At 62.6% G+C, this 16,198-nt stretch carries 14 protein-coding genes; all 14 read left to right on the forward strand.

Annotation, left to right across the window (positions count from 1 at the left end; translation table 11 throughout):
* Nucleotides 1-7: 7 nt before the first annotated feature.
* The gene (gene atpA, locus A9762_RS05985; RefSeq protein ID WP_069341117.1) at nt 8-1,549 is read left to right on the forward strand and encodes a F0F1 ATP synthase subunit alpha; all 1,542 of its coding nucleotides are present in this window, start codon (nt 8-10) and stop codon (nt 1,547-1,549) included.
* Nucleotides 1,550-1,637: 88 nt separating this feature from the next.
* The gene (atpG, locus tag A9762_RS05990) at nt 1,638-2,525 is read left to right on the forward strand and encodes a F0F1 ATP synthase subunit gamma (protein WP_069341118.1); all 888 of its coding nucleotides are present in this window, start codon (nt 1,638-1,640) and stop codon (nt 2,523-2,525) included.
* A 61-nt stretch (nt 2,526-2,586) separates the two neighbouring features.
* Nucleotides 2,587-3,978 carry a F0F1 ATP synthase subunit beta gene (gene atpD, locus A9762_RS05995; protein ID WP_069341119.1) on the forward strand — a complete coding sequence of 464 codons (1,392 nt, stop codon included), beginning with the start codon at nt 2,587-2,589 and terminating at the stop codon, nt 3,976-3,978.
* A gap of 147 nt (nt 3,979-4,125) precedes the next feature.
* The gene (locus tag A9762_RS06000; protein ID WP_069341120.1) at nt 4,126-4,542 is read left to right on the forward strand and encodes a F0F1 ATP synthase subunit epsilon; all 417 of its coding nucleotides are present in this window, start codon (nt 4,126-4,128) and stop codon (nt 4,540-4,542) included.
* A 579-nt stretch (nt 4,543-5,121) separates the two neighbouring features.
* Nucleotides 5,122-6,840: an AMP-binding protein gene (locus A9762_RS06005; protein ID WP_069341121.1), complete on the forward strand. Its 1,719-nt coding sequence runs from the start codon at nt 5,122-5,124 to the stop codon at nt 6,838-6,840.
* Between the two features lie 111 nt (nt 6,841-6,951).
* Complete coding sequence (locus A9762_RS06010) at nt 6,952-8,163, forward strand: Bcr/CflA family multidrug efflux MFS transporter (RefSeq protein ID WP_069341122.1); 1,212 nt, start codon at nt 6,952-6,954, stop codon at nt 8,161-8,163.
* Between the two features lie 616 nt (nt 8,164-8,779).
* Complete coding sequence (gene flhD, locus A9762_RS06015; protein WP_023598340.1) at nt 8,780-9,097, forward strand: flagellar transcriptional regulator FlhD; 318 nt, start codon at nt 8,780-8,782, stop codon at nt 9,095-9,097.
* 86 nt (nt 9,098-9,183) lie between these two features.
* On the forward strand, nt 9,184-9,780 hold the full coding sequence (flhC, locus tag A9762_RS06020; RefSeq protein ID WP_069341123.1) for a flagellar transcriptional regulator FlhC: 597 nt from the start codon (nt 9,184-9,186) through the stop codon (nt 9,778-9,780).
* Between the two features lie 128 nt (nt 9,781-9,908).
* Complete coding sequence (gene motA / locus A9762_RS06025) at nt 9,909-10,769, forward strand: flagellar motor stator protein MotA (RefSeq protein ID WP_023598342.1); 861 nt, start codon at nt 9,909-9,911, stop codon at nt 10,767-10,769.
* A 12-nt stretch (nt 10,770-10,781) separates the two neighbouring features.
* Nucleotides 10,782-11,795 (forward strand): flagellar motor protein MotB, encoded by a 1,014-nt coding sequence (motB, locus tag A9762_RS06030; RefSeq protein ID WP_069341124.1) that lies wholly within the window; start codon nt 10,782-10,784, stop codon nt 11,793-11,795.
* A 17-nt stretch (nt 11,796-11,812) separates the two neighbouring features.
* The gene (locus A9762_RS06035; RefSeq protein WP_069341125.1) at nt 11,813-12,196 is read left to right on the forward strand and encodes a response regulator; all 384 of its coding nucleotides are present in this window, start codon (nt 11,813-11,815) and stop codon (nt 12,194-12,196) included.
* 51 nt (nt 12,197-12,247) lie between these two features.
* Entirely contained in the window at nt 12,248-14,467 is a 2,220-nt protein-coding gene (gene cheA / locus A9762_RS06040; RefSeq protein ID WP_069341126.1) for a chemotaxis protein CheA, read from the forward strand.
* A gap of 17 nt (nt 14,468-14,484) precedes the next feature.
* Nucleotides 14,485-15,000 carry a chemotaxis protein CheW gene (locus A9762_RS06045; RefSeq protein ID WP_047906364.1) on the forward strand — a complete coding sequence of 172 codons (516 nt, stop codon included), beginning with the start codon at nt 14,485-14,487 and terminating at the stop codon, nt 14,998-15,000.
* Nucleotides 15,001-15,141: 141 nt separating this feature from the next.
* Nucleotides 15,142-16,198 (forward strand): Tar ligand binding domain-containing protein (locus tag A9762_RS06050; RefSeq protein ID WP_139133109.1); only part of this gene is annotated, 1,057 nt, incomplete at its 3' end.

Raw genomic sequence — 16,198 nt, forward strand, 5'->3', positions numbered from 1 at the left:
AGCACATATGCAACTCAATCCCTCTGAAATCAGCGAACTGATCAAGAGCCGGATTCAAGGTCTCGATAGCGGCGCCGAAGTCCGTAACGAAGGCACCGTGATCTCGGTGACTGACGGCATCTGCCGCATCCACGGCCTGTCGGACGTGATGCAGGGCGAAATGCTGGAATTCCCGGGCAACACGTTCGGTCTGGCACTGAACCTCGAGCGCGACTCCGTCGGCGCCGTGATTCTGGGCGAATACGAGCACATCTCGGAAGGCGACACCGTCAAGTGCACGGGCCGCATTCTGGAAGTGCCGGTCGGTCCGGAACTGAAGGGCCGCGTCGTTGACGCACTGGGCCAGCCGATCGACGGCAAGGGTCCGATCAACGCGAAGGAAACCGACGCAATCGAAAAGATTGCCCCGGGCGTGATCTGGCGTAAGTCGGTCTCGCAACCGCTGCAAACCGGTACGAAAGCTATCGACGCCATGGTGCCGATCGGCCGCGGCCAGCGTGAGCTGATCATTGGTGACCGTCAGACGGGTAAGACCGCTGTGGCCATCGACACGATCATTTCGCAGAAGGGCAAGGGCGTGACCTGCGTCTACGTCGCGATCGGCCAGAAGGCTTCGTCGATCATGAACGTGGTGCGCAAGCTCGAAGAGCACGGCGCGATGGAATACACGATCATCGTGACCGCCACCGCTTCGGACTCGGCCGCCATGCAGTTCATCGCACCGTACTCCGGTTGCACGATGGGCGAATACTTCCGCGATCGCGGCGAAGACGCGCTGATCATTTATGACGACTTGACCAAGCAAGCCTGGGCCTATCGTCAGATCTCGCTGCTGCTGCGCCGCCCGCCGGGCCGTGAAGCTTACCCGGGTGACGTGTTCTATCTGCACTCGCGTCTGCTCGAGCGTGCTGCTCGCGTCTCGGAAGAGTACGTCGAGAAGTTCACCAACGGCACAGTCAAGGGCCAAAGCGGTTCGCTGACGGCACTGCCGATCATTGAAACGCAAGCCGGTGACGTGACCGCATTCGTTCCGACGAACGTGATCTCGATTACCGACGGCCAGATCTTCCTGGAAACCGACCTGTTCAACGCAGGCATCCGTCCGGCAATTAACGCCGGTATCTCGGTGTCGCGTGTGGGTGGTGCTGCGCAGACGAAGGTCATCAAGAAGCTGTCGGGCGGTATCCGTACCGACCTCGCACAGTACCGTGAGCTGGCTGCGTTCGCGCAGTTCGCTTCGGACCTGGACGAAGCGACCCGCAAGCAGCTCGAGCGCGGCCGCCGCGTGACGGAACTGCTCAAGCAGCCGCAATTCGCGCCGCTGCAAGTGTGGGAACTGGCCGTGTCGCTGTTCGCCGCCAACAACGGTTATCTGGACGATCTCGAAATCGCCCAGGTTCTGCCGTTCGAAAAGGGTCTGCGCGAAGTTCTGAAGACCAGCCACGGCGCGCTGATCGGTCGTATCGAAGAGACCAAAGATCTCTCGAAGGACGACGATGCTGCCCTGCACGCTGCGATCAAGGACTTCAAGAAGACCGGCGCTTACTAATCCGGTTGAATCGGTAACTATTCAACGGACCCGGGAAGGCGCGATGTTCAGGCAACAACGAACGTCGCGCCGAGACAAGGAGTAAGCAATGGCTGGAATGAAGGAAATTCGCGGCAAGATCAAGAGCGTGCAAAACACGCGCAAGATCACCAAGGCCATGGAAATGGTGGCCGCGTCGAAGATGCGCAAGGCGCAGGAACGCATGCGTCATGCCCGGCCGTACGCTGACAAGGTGCGCCAGATCGCGGCGCACATGGGCCAGGCGAATCCGGAATACCACCACCCGTTCATGGTGAAGCATGCCGACGCGAAAGCCGCCGGCATCATCGTGGTGACGACGGACAAGGGCCTGTGCGGCGGCTTGAACACCAACGTGCTGCGTGCCGTGGTGAACAAGCTGAAGGAAATCGAAGCACAGGGTCTGAAGATCGAGGCTACCGCCATCGGTAGCAAAGGCTTCGGCTTCCTGAACCGTATCGGCGCGAAGGTGGTATCGCATGTCGTGCAACTGGGCGACACCCCGCACCTGGACAAGCTGATCGGCGCTGTGAAGTTGCAGCTCGATGCGTATGCCGAAGGCAAGCTGGACGCCGTGTACCTGGCTTACAACCGCTTCGTCAACACGATGAAGCAGGAAGCCGTGGTCGAGCAACTGCTGCCGCTGCCCGAGAAGCTCGAAGGCGAATCGGAAGAAGCGAGCGCGGTGCCGGCACAGCATTCGTGGGACTACATCTACGAACCGGATGCGAAGACGGTCGTCGATGCCCTGCTGGTGCGTTACGTCGAAGCTGTCGTGTATCAGGCAGTCGCAGAGAACATGGCGTCGGAACAGTCCGCCCGCATGGTGGCCATGAAGGCCGCGTCGGACAACGCAAAGACCGTGATCGGTGAATTGCAGATGGTCTACAACAAGGGCCGTCAAGCAGCGATTACGAAGGAACTGTCCGAAATCGTGGGTGGCGCCGCCGCAGTGTAAGCGGTGGCACGGGCCGATGCGCCGTAAGGCGAAATGAATTTGAGTATCTAAAGGAAAAGCGATGAGTACTGCTTTGATTGAAGGCAAGATCGTACAGTGCATCGGCGCCGTTATCGACGTGGAGTTCCCGCGCGACAGCATGCCGAAGATCTACGACGCGCTCACCATGGAAGGTTCGGAACTGACGCTCGAAGTCCAGCAACAGCTGGGCGACGGCGTGGTTCGTACCATCTGTCTGGGTTCCTCCGAAGGCCTGCGCCGCGGTATGACGGTGCAAAACTCGGGTCTGCCGATCACGGTGCCGGTCGGTAAGCCGACGCTGGGCCGCATTATGGACGTGCTGGGCCGTCCGATCGACGAAGCCGGTCCGATCGCCAAGGAACACACCCGTTCGATTCACCAGAAGGCTCCGGCATTCGACGAGCTGTCGCCGTCGACGGAACTGCTCGAAACCGGCATCAAGGTTATCGATCTGATCTGCCCGTTCGCCAAGGGCGGCAAGGTGGGTCTGTTCGGTGGCGCCGGTGTGGGCAAGACCGTGAACATGATGGAACTCATCAATAACATCGCCAAGGAACACGGCGGTTATTCGGTGTTTGCCGGTGTGGGCGAGCGTACCCGTGAAGGGAACGACTTCTACCACGAAATGAAGGACTCGAACGTTCTGGACAAGGTCGCGCTGGTGTACGGCCAGATGAACGAGCCGCCGGGCAACCGTCTGCGCGTGGCGCTGACCGGTCTGACGATGGCTGAGCACTTCCGCGACGAAGGTCGCGACGTGCTGTTCTTCGTGGACAACATCTACCGTTTCACGCTGGCCGGTACCGAAGTGTCGGCACTGCTCGGCCGTATGCCGTCGGCCGTGGGCTATCAGCCGACGCTGGCTGAAGAAATGGGTAAGCTGCAAGAGCGTATTACGTCGACCAAGACCGGCTCGATCACGTCGGTGCAAGCCGTGTACGTGCCTGCCGATGACTTGACCGACCCGTCGCCGGCAACCACCTTCGGTCACTTGGACGCCACCGTCGTGCTGTCGCGTGACATCGCCTCGCTGGGTATCTACCCGGCAGTCGACCCGCTCGACTCGACCTCGCGTCAGATCGACCCGAACGTGATTGGCGAAGAGCACTACACGGTGACCCGTCGCGTGCAATCGACGCTGCAACGTTACAAGGAACTGCGCGACATTATCGCGATTCTGGGTATGGACGAACTGTCGCCGGACGACAAGCTCGCCGTGGCCCGCGCGCGTAAGATCCAGCGTTTCCTGTCGCAGCCGTTCCACGTGGCAGAAGTGTTCACGGGCTCGCCGGGCAAGTACGTTCCGCTCAAGGAAACGATCCGCGGCTTCAAGATGATCGTCGACGGTGAGTGCGACCACCTGCCGGAGCAGGCGTTCTACATGGTTGGCACGATCGACGAAGCGTTCGAAAAAGCCAAGAAGATGCAGTAAACGGTTGAGTGCCGGGCAACGGCGGGGTCTCGCGAGAGACGCCACCGAAGTCCGGCAGGTGACTGTTGCGGGGCGGGGTAGCGAAGCGAGGACGACGATGTCCGGACTAGCGCGCCTGCCGCTTCATCACACTCAACGGGAGCGATTATGGCAACCATTCACGTAGACGTCGTCAGCGCGGAAGAGGAAATCTTCTCGGGTAAGGCGCGCTTTGTGGCGCTGCCCGGCGAAGCCGGCGAGCTGGGTATTCTGCCCGGCCACACGCCGCTGATCACGCGTATCAAGCCGGGTGCGGTGCGCATCGAGGACGAAGCAGGTAACGAAGACTTCGTCTTCGTCGCAGGCGGCATTCTCGAAGTGCAACCGGGCACGGTGACCGTGCTCGCCGACACCGCCATCCGCGGTAAGGATCTGGACGAAGCGAAGGCTAACGAAGCCAAGCGCCGTGCAGAAGAAGCGCTGTCGAACAAGGAATCGAACATCGAGTACGCAACCGCTCAGGCCGAACTGGCCGAGGCGATGGCACAACTCGCTGCGATTTCGAAGCTGCGCTCGAAGAAGTAAATTCCGGCGTTGTACGGCCCGCGCGCCGTGCAATGTCAGTCAAAGCGTTGTGGCAGGCGTTGAGAAAACGCGCGTCGCGACGTCGAGACGGTGAAAGCCTCGGACATGAGAATGTCTGAGGCTTTTGTTTTTGCGCGTCCGCAGCGTTGAATTCACGATCAGCGTCTGGTGCACCTAGCACCCGAGCACACGGCACACGGGGTGCGACTTGCCTGCATCAGGGCCATCCCCACTCGATTCGTCACTTAAATTACGTTAACGTAAACGTCAATTCTGTGTGACGCGCTATTGTTATGAAGAGAAGCTTTCCATCGCTTGAATCAGTGATATCAGCGATAGGCAGGCCCTTCGTCAGCGAGACGTAATCCCCGTCGGCGAGTATTGGCCGAACCCCTGCGGCCGAGGTGCCAAAAGCACCGGAGGCCCCACCCGCGCCATTCGTGCGATTCGTGCCAATTGCGCTGGCAGCGCCAACAGCGTCTGCCACCTCGACCTCACCGCGCGTCACCGGGGCGGACGGCGTCATCGTCGTCACGCGACAGCATTCACCACTTCAGCAGTGCTTCAGGAGACAAAAGCATGGAAAGCCGGGAAGGTGCGGGCGTTGTACCTCGTAATGGACTGTCGTATGTGAAGGGTGATACCACCGTACCGCTGTCGACGCTCACGGTATTCGGACTGCTTGCCGAGACGGCGGCGAAGTTTCCGGAGCGTCAGGCCGTCGTGTTTCGCGAGCAGGGGGTGGACTGGACGTGGCGCGAGTTCATCGCACACGTCGATACCTTCGCCGCCGGGCTCATTGCCCTCGGATTGAAGAAGGGCGACCGCGTCGGCATCTGGTCGCCGAATCGCGTGGAGTGGCTGGTGACGCAATTCGCGACCGCGCGTGTCGGGCTGATTCTCGTGAACATCAACCCCGCCTACCGCATGGCCGAGCTGGAATACGCGCTCAACAAGGTCGGCTGCAAGGCGCTCGTCGCGGCGGAGTCGTTCAAGACCTCGCGCTACCTCGACATGCTGAACGTGCTCGCGCCCGAACTGGCGACGTGCGCCCCCGGCCAGTTGCAGTCGGAGAAGTTTCCGACGCTGCGCACCATCATCCGCATGGGGATGGAGACCACCCCCGGCATGATGAATTTCAGCGACGTGGTGACGCTCGGCGCCGACGCCAACCTCGACGCGCTGCGCAAAATCTCCGATGGGCTCGACTGCTTCGAGCCGATCAACATCCAGTTCACGAGCGGCACGACCGGTAATCCGAAGGGCGCGACGCTCACGCACCACAACATCGTCAATAACGGTCGCTACATCGCCATGGCGATGGACTTCTCCGAGCGTGACAGCCTGTGCATTCCGGTGCCGTTCTATCACTGCTTCGGCATGGTGCTCGCCGTGCTCGCCTGCGTGTCGACGGGCGCGACGATGATCTTCCCCAGTGAAGCGTTCGATCCGAAGGCCACGATGGCGGCCGTCTCTGAGGAGAGCTGCACGGCACTGCACGGCGTGCCGACGATGTTCATCGCGCAACTCGATCATCCGGACTTCGGCAATTACCACTTCGATACGCTGCGCACAGGCATCATGGCCGGCTCGCCGTGCCCCATCGAGACGATGAAACGCGTGATCGATCAGATGCACATGGGCGAAGTGACGATTGCTTACGGCATGACGGAGACCAGTCCGGTGTCGTTCCAGACCACGACGACCGATCCGCTCGAAAAGCGCGTGACCACGGTCGGGCGCGTGCAGCCACACCTCGAAGTCAAACTCGTCGATGCCGCAGGGGAGATCGTGCCCGTCGGCGAAAAGGGCGAACTCTGCACCAAGGGGTATTCGGTGATGCAGGGCTACTGGGACGACGAACCCCGCACGCGCGAAGCGATTCGCGACGGCTGGATGCACACCGGCGATCTGGCCACGCTCGACGAAGAGGGCTATTGCAACATCGTCGGCCGGGTGAAGGACATGCTCATTCGCGGCGGCGAGAACATCTATCCGCGCGAAATCGAGGAGTTCCTGTTCCGTCACCCCAAGGTGCAGGCCGTGCAGGTGTTCGGCGTGCCGGATGCGAAGTACGGCGAAGAGGTCTGCGCGTGGATCGTGCTCAAACCGGGACAGAGCGCGACGGAGGACGATATCCGGGCGTTCTGCAAGGATCAGATTGCGCACTACAAGATCCCGCGCTACATCCGGTTCGTCGACGAAATGCCGATGACGGTGACCGGCAAGGTGCAGAAATTCATCATGCGTGAGCAGATGGTCGAATCATTGGGCCTCCACGAAGCGAAGACGGCCTGACGCCGACGACCCGCCGGAGGATGTCCGAAGCCCTCGGGCATCCTCTGCTTATTTTTTAAGCGAAGCCGGGGGGAATGCCGTATGATTCGGGATTACCCTAGGTTTCGCTCAATGCCCGCTCAAACTTTCCGCACCGTTTTCGTTCTCGGCATCCTGTCGGCCATCGGCTCGCTGTCGATCGACATGTACCTGCCGGCGTTGCCGAGCATCGCGCGCGAACTGAATACGACGGACGCGGCGGTGCAGTTCTCCCTCGCATCGTTCTTCATCGGGCTGGGCCTCGGCCAGTTGCTGCACGGCCCGCTTGCCGATCGCTACGGTCGCAAGCGTCCGCTGTATGCCGGTCTGGCGCTCTACACGCTCGCGTCGGCGGGCTGCGCGCTTGCCCCGAACATCGAGACGCTGATCGTCAGCCGCTTCATTCAGGCCGTCGGCGGGTGCGCCTGCTTCGTGATCGCACGGGCCATGGCGCGCGATCTGTTCGATACGGCGACGGTGGCGCGTGTCCTGTCGCGCATGACGCTCATCATGGGCGCAGCGCCGATTCTCGCGCCGCTCGTCGGCGGGCAAGTCCTCAACTTCGTTGGCTGGCGCTGGATTTTCTGGGGCCTGACGGTGTTCGGGGCGATGTGTTTCGCGATGGCCGTCTATTGGTTGCCCGAGACGCGTCAGGCGGCGAAGCAGGCGCGCAACTGGCTGGCCACGGCGTGGCATAACTACGGGGCGTTGCTGCGCGATCGCGAGTTCATGGGCAATGCGCTGGCCGGGGGCGTCTCCCAGGCTGGGATGTTCGCGTACATCACCGGCTCGCCGTTCGTCTTCATCAACCTGTACGGCATCGATCCGGCGAATTACGGCTGGCTCTTCGGGCTGAATGCCTGCGGGATCATCGCGGGTTCGCAAATCAACGCGTACCTGTTGCGTACGCGTCGGCCGGCTGCCGTGTTGCGCCGGACCAACAATCTCGTCGCGATTCTCGGCTTGCTGATGCTGGCCGTGGCGGCGCTGCGGCTCGGCGGACTCATCGGGCTGATGGTGCCGCTGTTCGCCTACGTGACGAGCCTCGGCTTCTCGCAGCCGAACGCCATTGCCGAAGCGCTCAACCGTCAGCAGCAACGCGCAGGCGCCGCATCGGCCTTGCTCGGCGCATTGCAGTTCCTCGCCGCCGCCAGCGCCGGTGCCGCCGTCGGTCTGTTACACGCGCGCTCGGCGGTGCCGATGGCCGCCGTCATGGCGGTGTGCGGCGTGCTCTCGTGGTGCTTCCACACGGTACTGATCCGCCGTGCCGGACCGGCCCTGCCGCCTGCGGCGGGCACTGCCTGACGGGTGTACTGCGCTCAGTCCGGTAGTTTTCCTCAACGCATCGTCAAGACGTGATGGCGGGAACGTCGCCGGATATCAGGCGTCAGTCAGGTATTGACTGACGAAACGAGAATAACGAGACGAGCGCGTCTGGAAGGATTTGTAAGATGGCGCTTCGCGATTCCCTGCAAATCTTCGGGAACCGGAACCAGAGCGCGGCTTCCAAACTTAGAATTCGGCGCGCCCCACTACATCTGTAACACTTTGTAATTGGGCTGTTCCGGTGCCTACGAAATAGGCAAAGTACGATTCAGCCGATCCTCGCAGAAGCCCCCCTGAAATTTTTTGCAAGGATGGCTAAAGTTCGGCAAAAGTCCGCCGAAATACAGTCAGGTAGTAGAGCGTAGCTTCGTGACACTTTCATGAAGCGGTCACACTCTGTCATCGAACGTTCCCCCCGAGCGCGTCGTCGGATTGCTGCGCGCCTCGCGTGTAGGAAAAATTCCTACAAAAAACTCCCGCTTTTCTTGCTCCCTTCTGTAGTTTTTCTCCGATTTCTTTATCTTTCGCCCTTGTCCACAATGCGAGGGAATAGACAGTAGTACCGCCAGATTCATCCATTGCGCCGGGGGGCCGCATGCGAAACAGCGAAACACTGAATGAGATTCGTGAGTTGAATCTCTCCTACCTCGTCCTGGCTCAGCGCCTGATCCGTGAGGATCGCGCCGCGGCAATGTTCCGCCTGGGCATCAGCGACCAGCTTGCCGACGTCCTCGGCAGCCTGACCCTTGCACAACTCGTCAAGTTCGCGGGGTCGAACCAGCTCTTGTGCCGATTTCGATTCGACGACCACGTAATTCTTTCGAGCCTCACGCACGGCGCGAAAGACGTGGGTATGCAGCAGTCGCACGCTTCGATTCTGCTCGCGGGTCAGCCCGTCGAGCAGATCGGCTGAACGTACGACATACGCGACGCACGCCTCGCGCCGTCCCTGTCGTATGAGCGGACTGCGCTTGGCGTGATTTGCCAGGAAGCCTGTATATGCGTACCAAAAGCGTCGTTCTCGAGGCCCGCGAGATTCAGCTGGCCATCGAACTGATCGAACTCGGCGCCCGCCTCCAGTTGCTGGAAGCGGAAACGAGCCTGAGCCGCGACCGGCTCATCAAACTCTATAAAGAACTCAAGGGCGCGTCGCCGCCCAAGGGCATGCTGCCGTTCTCGACCGACTGGTTCGTGACGTGGCTGCCCAATATCCACTCGTCGCTTTTCCACAACATCTACCGCCACCTCGTGCAATACGGCGGCTGCCAGGGCATCGAGGCCATCGTGAAGGCTTATCGCCTGTACCTGGAACACGTGGAATTGCATGGCTGGGAAGCGGTGCTCGGATTTACCCGGGCGTGGACGCTCGTGCGCTTCTTCGACAGCAAGATGTTGCAGATGACGCCGTGCACGCGCTGCGGCGGTCACTTCGTCACGCACGCCCACGAGCCGCATGGTCAGTACGTTTGCGGCCTGTGCCAGCCGCCGTCGCGCGCCGGAAAGACCCGGAAAGCAAAACACGCGCACGCCGCCGATCTGGCGCCGGCCGTGGCATCCGCCGAGCCGGACTCGGACGTTTCCCCATTGGCCGCCTGAACGGGCTGCCCGACGAGAACACCCTGAGGTAATCCCGCCCCTACAGTTTCCCTGCGTGTCTGCCGTTAAGCCCTCTGAACAGGAAGGACATTTTTCCGTAGACGTATTTTTGCGAGAGGTATCCGGCAGTGCTTGTCGTCATTGGTTACATCATCGTTCTGGCATCGGTCTTTGGCGGCTTCGTCATTGGCGGGGGCCACTTGGGCGCGCTGTTTCAGCCGACCGAGCTGCTGATCATCGGTGGCGCGGGCGTCGGCTCGTTCGTGGTGGGCAACAACAGCAAGGCGATCAAGGCGACGATGAAAGCGCTGCCGATGCTGTTCAAGGGCTCGAAATACACCAAAGAGCTGTACATGGAGCTGATGGCGCTCCTGTACGTGCTGCTCGCGAAAGCGCGTAAGGACGGCATGCTCGCCATCGAAGGGGACGTCGAAGATCCGGCATCGAGCCCGGTGTTCTCGCAATACCCGCGCATTCTGGGCGAGCCGCGCATCATGGAATTCCTGACCGACTATCTGCGACTGATGGTCAGCGGCAACATGAACGCGTTCGAAATCGAGAACCTGATGGATCACGAAATCGAAACGTACCGCCATGAGGGCGAAGTGCCTGCCCACTGTCTGCAAAAGACGGGCGACGCCATGCCGGCCTTCGGGATCGTGGCGGCCGTGATGGGCGTGGTGCACACGATGGCGTCCGCCGACCAGCCGCCGGCCGTTCTCGGCGCGCTCATCGCGCAGGCGCTCGTGGGTACCTTCCTCGGCATTCTGCTCGCCTACGGCTTCATCTCGCCGCTGGCGCAACTCATCGAGCACCGCATCAACGAGTCGGTGAAGCTCTACGAGTGCATCAAGGTCACGCTGCTCGCCAGCCTGAACGGTTACGCACCGGCCCTGTCGGTCGAGTTCGGCCGCAAGGTGCTGTATTCCACCGTACGTCCATCGTTCGCAGAGCTCGAAGAGCACGTGCGACAGGTCAAGGCACGTTGACGGGCGAGCGCAATGAGCGAGAAAGAAGAGCGGCCCATCATCGTCAAGCGCCGCAAAGCCGGCGGGCACGGCCATCACGGCGGCGCGTGGAAGATTGCGTACGCCGACTTCATGACGGCCATGATGGCGTTCTTTCTGCTGATGTGGCTGCTCAGCTCCGTGAGCAGCAAGGAACTCACCGGTATCGCGGAATACTTCCGCACGCCGCTCAAGGTCGCCCTCACCGGCGGACGTAACGCCGCCGACAACAGCGGCGTGATCCCGGGCGGCGGCACGGACACCACGCGCACCGACGGCCAGAAGGCGCGCGGCGATCAGGCGCGCGCGCGTAACGCGACCACGGCCGAGATGGCCGAGCGTGCCGACGCACAACGTTTGCGCGATCTCAAAGCGCGCATCGAGAAAGCGATCGAAAGTAACCCCACGCTCAAGCAGTTCCGCAAGCAACTGCTCATCGACGTGACGACGGAAGGTCTGCGCATCCAGATCGTGGACGACCAGAACCGTCCGATGTTCGCCAATGCGAGCGCGCAGGTGCAGCCGTACATGCGCGACATCCTGCGCGAGATCGGCAAGTCGCTCAACGGCGTGCCGAACAGCATCAGCCTGTCCGGTCACACCGACGCCACGGCGTACGCGCAAGGTGACAAGAGCTACAGCAACTGGGAATTGTCGGCAGATCGCGCGAACGCGTCGCGTCGCGAACTGATTGCGGGCGGTCTCGATGGCGAGAAGGTGCTGCGCGTGGTTGGACTGGCGTCCACCGTGCCGCTCGATCGCGACGACGCCTACAACCCGATCAACCGTCGCATCAGCATCATCGTGCTCAACCGCCGCGCCGAGCAGTCGGTCAAGCACGAAGTCGATCAACCGACCATCGACGCCGCGAACGCACGCGGCGCAGGCAGCAACGCGGTGAGCGCAGCCATGAGCGGCGAGCTGCCGGCCGTGCCGGGTGTGCCGAATTTGCCCGCGCCCCCCGCACCGCCGACAGCCCCCACGGCGCCGGGCGCGAGTCCGCGATAACCGACAAGAGGAGACGCATGCAGGCCATTCGCAACACGATTCTCGCCGTCGACGATTCCGCGTCGATGCGTCAGATTCTGGCGGCAACGCTCGACGAAGCCGGCTACGCCGTGACGACCGCCCGCGACGGGCAGGAAGCGCTGGCGCTGGCGTCGAACGCGAGCTTCGATCTGGTGCTGACCGATCAGCACATGCCCGGCATGGACGGTTTGTCGCTCATCCGCGCGCTGCGCGAGCTCGACACGTTCGCGCAAACGCCCATTCTGGTGCTGACGACGGAAGTCGACAGCGCCTACAAGACGGCTGCCCGCGATGCGGGCGCCAGCGGCTGGCTGATCAAGCCGGTCGACCCTGAAGCATTGCTCGACGTGGTCGGTTCGCTCGTCGGCGAAGGCGCTTGACGATGAAGTCGACGGCGTCGATGGCACAACCAAGTTAGCACGAGGAAACCGGTGGATATCACCCAGTTCTACCAGACCTTTTTCGATGAAGCGGAAGAGTTGCTCGCTGAGATGGAGCACCTCCTGCTTGCGCTCGACGTCAGCGCGCCCGATAACGAGCAACTGAACGCGATCTTCCGGGCGGCGCACTCGATCAAGGGCGGCGCTGCGACGTTCGGTTTCACCGCGCTGACCGAAACCACACACTTGCTGGAAAACTTGCTCGATCGCGCACGTCGAGGCGAATTGCAGTTGCGCACCGAGATGGTCGATACCTTCCTGGAAACCAAAGACGTGTTGCATCAACAGTTGAATGCCTACCGCGCCTCCAGTGAGCCCGATGCCGAGGCAATGAAGCGCATCTGCGCCGTACTCCAGCAACTGGCCGCCGAAGGTGAGGGCGCACCGGTTTCCGCCGCTCCCACGTCGCCGTTCACGCAAGCCGCAGCCCCCGCACCCGTGGCGGCTCCTGCCGCACCGGCCGAAGCGGCTGAGCCCGCAACGGACGCCAGCGGTGCGCCGAGCGGCGCCATCCCGCCGGGCCAGACGCGTCTGAAGGTCACGCTCACCGGCGTGGGCGAAAAGGATCAGACGCTGCTCGCGGAAGAACTGGGCAACCTCGGTACCGTGGCCGGTCGCCAGTCGGTCGGCGACGCGCTGCACCTGTGGCTCGATACCACCTGCGGCGCCGACGACATCCTCGCCGTGTGCTGCTTCGTGATCGAGCCGTCGCAGATCGACGTGCAGGACGCGTCGGCGGTGGCGGCACCCGCAGCCGCCCCTGCACCCGTCGCCGCCCAGGTGCAGACGTCCGAAATCTTCACGCCGGCCCCGGCCGCGTCCGCACCGATCGAAGTGCCCGTGGCCATGGCGCCGGTCGCTGCTGCACCGGCAGCGCCCGAAGCCGTCGTACCGCCGCCTGCGGCCGAACCGATCGTCGTGCCGCCTGCGGCACCGCCGGCCGCCGCCTCCGGTGGCGGAAACGGCGCGCATCATCCGCCCGAAAAGCGTGCCGCGGCGCCCGCCGCCGGCGGTGCTGCCGGTCACGAGAACAGCTCGATTCGCGTGGGCGTGGAAAAGGTCGACCAGCTCATCAACCTCGTGGGCGAACTGGTGATCACGCAGGCCATGCTCGCCCAGACGGCCAGCAGCCTCGATCCGATGCTGCACGACCGCCTGTTCAACGGCATGGGCCAGCTCGAACGCAACGCGCGTGACTTGCAGGAAGCCGTGATGTCCATCCGCATGATGCCGATGGATTACGTGTTCTCGCGCTTCCCGCGTCTGGTGCGCGATCTCGCGACCAAGCTCGGCAAGCAGATCGAACTCGTCACGTTCGGTCAGGCGACCGAACTCGACAAGAGCCTGATCGAGCGCATCATCGATCCGCTCACGCACCTGGTGCGTAACAGCCTCGACCACGGTATCGAGACGACCGAACTGCGCGTGGCCTCGGGCAAGGACCCTGTGGGCCAGCTCGTGCTGTCCGCCGCGCATCAGGGCGGCAACATCGTTATCGAAGTGAGCGACGACGGCGCGGGGCTGCGTCGCGAGAAGATTCTCGCCAAGGCGCAGCAGCAGGGCATGAACGTGTCCGACTCGATGGCCGACGAGGAAGTCTGGCAACTGATCTTCGCGCCGGGCTTCTCCACCGCCGAAGCCGTGACCGACGTGTCGGGCCGTGGCGTGGGCATGGACGTCGTCAAGCGAAACATCCAGCAGATGGGCGGCCATGTGGAGATTCTCTCCACGCGCGGCAAGGGCACCACGATCCGCATCGTGCTGCCACTCACGCTCGCTATTCTCGACGGCATGTCCGTCAAGGTCGGCCCGGAGATCTTCATCCTGCCGCTGAACTTCGTGATGGAGTCGCTGCAACCGCGTCGCGACGACATCCGTGCGGTGACCGGCGAAGGCCAGGTCGTGCTGGTGCGCGGCGAGTACCTGCCGCTCGTCGAGCTGTACCGCGCGTTCGACGTGCCCGAAGCGCGTCTCGATCCGACGCAGGGGATCATCGTCATTCTGCAAGCCGAAGGGCGCCGCTTCGCGCTGCTCGTCGACGAGCTGGTGGGTCAGCAGCAAGTCGTGGTGAAGAACCTCGAAACCAATTACCGCCGTATTCACGGTATTTCCGCCGCCACTATCATGGGTGACGGCAGTGTGGCATTGATCGTCGATGTGGCGGCGCTCCAGCGCGGCCAGCGTTCGGCCGCCGCCACCATCTTCAACTGAAGTCGGAGACGCGTTAGATGGACAACCTTTCGCAAGAGCAGGCCGTGTCGCGCCACGCAGGCGCCATGCAGACCGATGGCGACGGCCAGGAATTTCTCGTCTTCACGCTCGGTGAAGAGGAGTACGGCATCGACATTCTGAAGGTGCAGGAAATTCGCGGCTACGACGCGGTCACGCGCATCGCCAACGCCCCCGACTTCATCAAGGGCGTGATCAACCTGCGCGGCATCATCGTGCCGATCGTCGACATGCGCATCAAGTTCCGTCTGGGCCGCGTCGAGTACGACACGCAGACGGTCGTGATTATTCTGAACGTGGCGGGTCGCGTGGTCGGCATGGTGGTCGACGGCGTGTCCGACGTGCTGACGCTCGCACGCGGCGAAATCAAGCCGGCGCCCGAGTTCGGCGCGCAACTGGCCACCGAGTACATCACGGGGCTGGGCACGGTCGAAGGCCGCATGTTGATCCTGATGGACATCGAGAAGTTGATGACCAGCGACGACATGGCGCTCATCGAGCGTCTGGCGAGCTAAGTGACGAACTAAGTCAGGCCGACGCCGGTAACGGCAAAGGCAGCGAGACGCCAAGGCGCCAATCAGCAGGCGGGCCGAGACACCCGCCGCGTCACCCTTACAGACATAACCCACTCACCCCAGTCCACGGAGACCGAGCACGTGCGCGATAACCAGCCCGTTACCCAGAACGAATTCGTCATCGGCGAGCATCAGTACCTGATCTCTCGGACGGATCTGAAGGGGCGGATCACGTACGCCAATCCCGCCTTCGTGGAGGTGAGCGGCTATTCGCGCGACGAACTGCTGGGGTCGCCGCACAACATCGTTCGCCATCCCGACATGCCCGCCGAGGCCTTCGGCGATCTGTGGGAGACGATCAAGCGCGGCGACACGTGGACCGGGCTGGTCAAGAACCGCCGCAAGAACGGCGACTTCTACTGGGTGCTGGCCACCGTCACGCCGACGCTGGAAAACAACGCGGTGGTGGGCTATACGTCCGTACGTGTGCGTCCGGCCGCAGGCGCTACCGCGCAAGCCGAAGATATCTACGCGCGCTTTCGCAGCGGACAGGCCGGCAGCCTGCGTATTCGCGGCGGTCAGGTCGAGCGTGGCGGCATTGCAGCGCTCGCGCGTCGCGTGCGTCTGGACACGTTGCGCGCACGGCTGACCGGCATCATCGTGCTCGGCGCGGTCCTGCTTGCGATCGTCGGCGGGCTGGGCCTGTGGGGCGTGTCGAGCAGCAACACCAAGCTGTTGCAGGTGTATCAGAACGGCATGGTGCCGGTGAGCACGCTGGGCACGATCGGGCAGAAGCTCGATCGCGACGTGTGGCTCGTGGCCGAGGCCGTCGGCAGCCCGAACCTCGACACGATGAAGCGCGCGGGTGACGAGATCGCAGGCAGTCTCGACGACATCAACCGCCAGTGGGCGGAGTACATGAAGACGGTCGACGCCAACACGCGGGCGCAGGCCGAGCGCTTCGACGTGATTCGTCAGCGCTTCACCAGCGACGGTCTGCAAAAGACGGTCGAGATGCTGCGGGTCGGCTCGGCCGAAGGCGCGCAGCAGACGTATCTGGAAAAAGTGAAGCCGGCCTACGGCCCGATGCGCGACGAGCTGAACGCGCTCACGCGTCTCGAACTCACGCAGGCGACGGATCTGTATCAGCAGGCGCAGAAGGAACACACGCTGGTGCGCGCGGCAACGGCGGTGGCGG

It is taken from the genome of Pandoraea sp. ISTKB, from assembly GCF_001721285.1.
Lineage (GTDB): Bacteria > Pseudomonadota > Gammaproteobacteria > Burkholderiales > Burkholderiaceae > Pandoraea > Pandoraea capi.

Bases quoted from the DNA above. Each gene is read 5' to 3' on its own strand.
- flhC (WP_069341123.1), top strand. From the start codon at position 9,184: ATGCGTACCAAAAGCGTCGTTCTCGAGGCCCGCGAGATTCAGCTGGCC.
- A9762_RS06005 (WP_069341121.1), top strand. From the start codon at position 5,122: ATGGAAAGCCGGGAAGGTGCGGGCGTTGTACCTCGTAATGGACTGTCG.
- A9762_RS06045 (WP_047906364.1), top strand. From the start codon at position 14,485: ATGGACAACCTTTCGCAAGAGCAGGCCGTGTCGCGCCACGCAGGCGCC.
- motB (WP_069341124.1), top strand. From the start codon at position 10,782: ATGAGCGAGAAAGAAGAGCGGCCCATCATCGTCAAGCGCCGCAAAGCC.
- atpD (WP_069341119.1), top strand. From the start codon at position 2,587: ATGAGTACTGCTTTGATTGAAGGCAAGATCGTACAGTGCATCGGCGCC.
- atpA (WP_069341117.1), top strand. From the start codon at position 8: ATGCAACTCAATCCCTCTGAAATCAGCGAACTGATCAAGAGCCGGATT.
- atpG (WP_069341118.1), top strand. From the start codon at position 1,638: ATGGCTGGAATGAAGGAAATTCGCGGCAAGATCAAGAGCGTGCAAAAC.
- A9762_RS06000 (WP_069341120.1), top strand. From the start codon at position 4,126: ATGGCAACCATTCACGTAGACGTCGTCAGCGCGGAAGAGGAAATCTTC.
- flhD (WP_023598340.1), top strand. From the start codon at position 8,780: ATGCGAAACAGCGAAACACTGAATGAGATTCGTGAGTTGAATCTCTCC.
- A9762_RS06010 (WP_069341122.1), top strand. From the start codon at position 6,952: ATGCCCGCTCAAACTTTCCGCACCGTTTTCGTTCTCGGCATCCTGTCG.
- A9762_RS06035 (WP_069341125.1), top strand. From the start codon at position 11,813: ATGCAGGCCATTCGCAACACGATTCTCGCCGTCGACGATTCCGCGTCG.